This is a genomic window from Serratia sp. HNCC26DJ244 (assembly GCF_057180565.1).
In genome coordinates this window covers 1-2,439 of sequence record NZ_JBXUGO010000051.1, presented here as the reverse complement: position 1 = coordinate 2,439, position 2,439 = coordinate 1, and the positions used below count along the sequence as shown (strand labels likewise).

General features: G+C 51.5%; 3 protein-coding genes. All 3 read left to right on the top strand.

Annotated features, from left to right (window positions below; all coding sequences use genetic code 11):
• Window positions 1-85 precede the first annotated feature (85 nt).
• The 3 genes from tnpA to tnpC are packed head-to-tail and all read left to right on the top strand — an operon-like array spanning window position 86 to window position 2,412.
• Window positions 86-382, top strand: coding sequence for an IS66 family insertion sequence element accessory protein TnpA (gene tnpA, locus AC2A06_RS18450; protein WP_484381249.1), 297 nt, complete (start codon window positions 86-88; stop codon window positions 380-382).
• A complete protein-coding gene (tnpB, locus tag AC2A06_RS18445; protein ID WP_037385264.1) occupies window positions 382-750 on the top strand; it encodes an IS66 family insertion sequence element accessory protein TnpB in 369 nt (122 codons plus the stop codon). The genes tnpA and tnpB overlap by 1 nt, the downstream gene beginning before the upstream one ends.
• Before the next feature lie 45 nt (window positions 751-795).
• Window positions 796-2,412 carry an IS66 family transposase gene (gene tnpC / locus AC2A06_RS18440; RefSeq protein ID WP_484381248.1) on the top strand — a complete coding sequence of 539 codons (1,617 nt, stop codon included), beginning with the start codon at window positions 796-798 and terminating at the stop codon, window positions 2,410-2,412.
• Window positions 2,413-2,439 lie beyond the last annotated feature (27 nt).

The window sequence follows — 2,439 nt, the reverse complement described above, 5'->3', positions numbered from 1 at the left end:
GTATGCGCCCTTAAATCAGCATCTGTTTTTTAACCACAGGCTGCGCAACACTGCCCCTGCATTTATTTAATACAGAGGTGCCATCATGAAGTCTCAACAGCGTGCCGACTATTGGCGTGAACAAATTACTCTCTGGCAGGCATCCGGCCTTTCTGGTCAGATTTTTTGCCAGCAACATCAACTCACTTACCACCAGTTTGTTTACTGGCGGCAAAAATATCGCACTCCCGAAGATCGCCTTTCACCCGGGTTTGCCAAAGTCACCGCCACGGTACCGGTCAATTCTGCCGAGCTGACACTCTCATTGCCCAATGGGCTGGTGATCACCGGCCTCAATGACTGCAATGTCACTTTGCTGGGCGCTATCCTCAGGCAGCTCTGATGCGTAACCATCATTTACGCCCCGCGCTGGCGATGCCGCACATTTATCTTTATCGCGCCCCGATTGATTTTCGTAAGCAAGTAAATGGTCTGGCGGCACTGATTGAACAGGAACTGGGCCATAATCCCTTTACTGGGGCACTGTATGCCTTCACCAACCGCCAGCGCAATAAAATCAAATGTCTGATGTGGGAGGATAATGGCTTTGTTCTCTATTATAAGGCGCTGGCCGAGGAGAAGTTTAAGTGGCCCAGCCTGGCTGATGACCTGTTGCCGCTGACCGGTGAACAGATTAATTGGCTGCTCGATGGTTACGATATCCGTCTGCTCAATGGACATAAAAAACTGCATTATGACAGGGTAAATTAAGCCGTGAACGTGCATTATCCGGCTGTTTTTGTTATTATTTCCCTCATGAAAAAGCCTGCTCCCCCATCAAGCAAACAACCTGACAACCGCAGTTTATCTGCGGTTGAGTTGGTGGTGGAATTACGTCAACAGCTTCAGTCTAAAGATGAAGTCATCCAATCAAAAGATGACGCTATCCAGCATCTGGAACGTTATGTCGCGTTGCTGGAAGAACAACTCCGGCTCAAAAGAGCCCAACAGTTTGCTGCCAGCAGCGAGCGCCATGTCGACCAGATTTCTCTGTTCGATGAAGCTGAACTGGAAGTGGCGATTGAGGCTTTATCAGCACAACTGCCCGAGGAAGAGCCCACGCCGTCCTCGCCGAAAAAGACCACCCGGCAGCGAGGTTTTTCCGATAACTTACTGCGTGAGCGGGTGGAGTTGTGCCTGTCCGACGAAGAAAAAGCCGGGGCCAGTCGCACTTTCTTCAGCAAGGTCAAAGAAGAGTTGGCCTATATTCCCGCCCAAATGAAAGTTATCGAATACTGGCAGGAAAAAGCGGTATTTGAGCGCGATGGTAACGAGGTTATCGTCGCGGCTCAGCGCCCGGTTCATCCGCTGGGTAAGTGTTTTGCCACCGTCTCGTTGTTGGCCTATATCATCGTGGCCAAGTATGCCGATGGCTTGCCGCTGTACCGCCTGGAAAGTATCTTGGCCCGCAGTGGCCACTCGGTAGCCCGCACCAATATGGCTCACTGGATCATCCGACTAGCCGAGGTATTTCAACCGCTGCTTAACTTAATGCGTGAAGTGCAAAACAGCAGTCGCTATCTGCAGATGGATGAGACCCGCATTCAAGTGCTGAAAGAAGACGGTAAAACGGCCCAATCGGACAAATGGATGTGGGTGGTACGTGGGGGACCACCGGATAAACCGTCGGTCTTGTTTGATTATGACCCGAGTCGCGCGGGCAGCGTTCCCGTACGCCTGTTGGACGGCTTTAGCGGTATTCTGCAAACCGATGGTTATGCCGGCTATGCCGAGGTATGTCGTGAAAACCAACTGGTGCGTATTGGTTGTTGGGATCATGCTCGGCGCAAATATGTTGAAGCGGGCAAGGCGGTACCCAAAGGGAAAAAAACATCAAACACTGCGCCCACCAAGGCCGATGTGGCATTAGGGTACATTGGCAAACTGTACGGGATAGAACGCGCCATTCAGGGGCTTGCCGAACAGGATAAGTATCAGGCTCGCCAGCAGCACAGCGTGCCTTTGCTTGCCATCTTCAAAGCGTGGCTGGAGAAAAATGTTGGTTCAGTGATGAAAGGCTCACTGACACGCCGGGCGATGGAGTACACGCTCAACCATTGGGCATCGCTGATCGGCTACTGCGAACACGGTTATCTGAATATCAGCAATGTGTTGGCGGAGAATGCGATACGCCCGTTTGCGGTGGGCAGAAAAGCGTGGTTGTTTGCCGACAGTTCTCAAGGGGCCCGAGCCAGTGCCTGCTGTTATTCCCTGATTGAAACAGCGAAAGCCAACAATCTGGAGCCAGCGGCCTATATCCAACATGTGCTGGAACGCATTGGTGAAGCCGATACGGTGGAAAAGATAGAAGCACTGTTACCGTGGAATGTTGACCTGGCCCCTTTTTCAAAAAATGTGCCGCAATATGAATAGGACAAATAGGTCGATTTAACGGCGGTT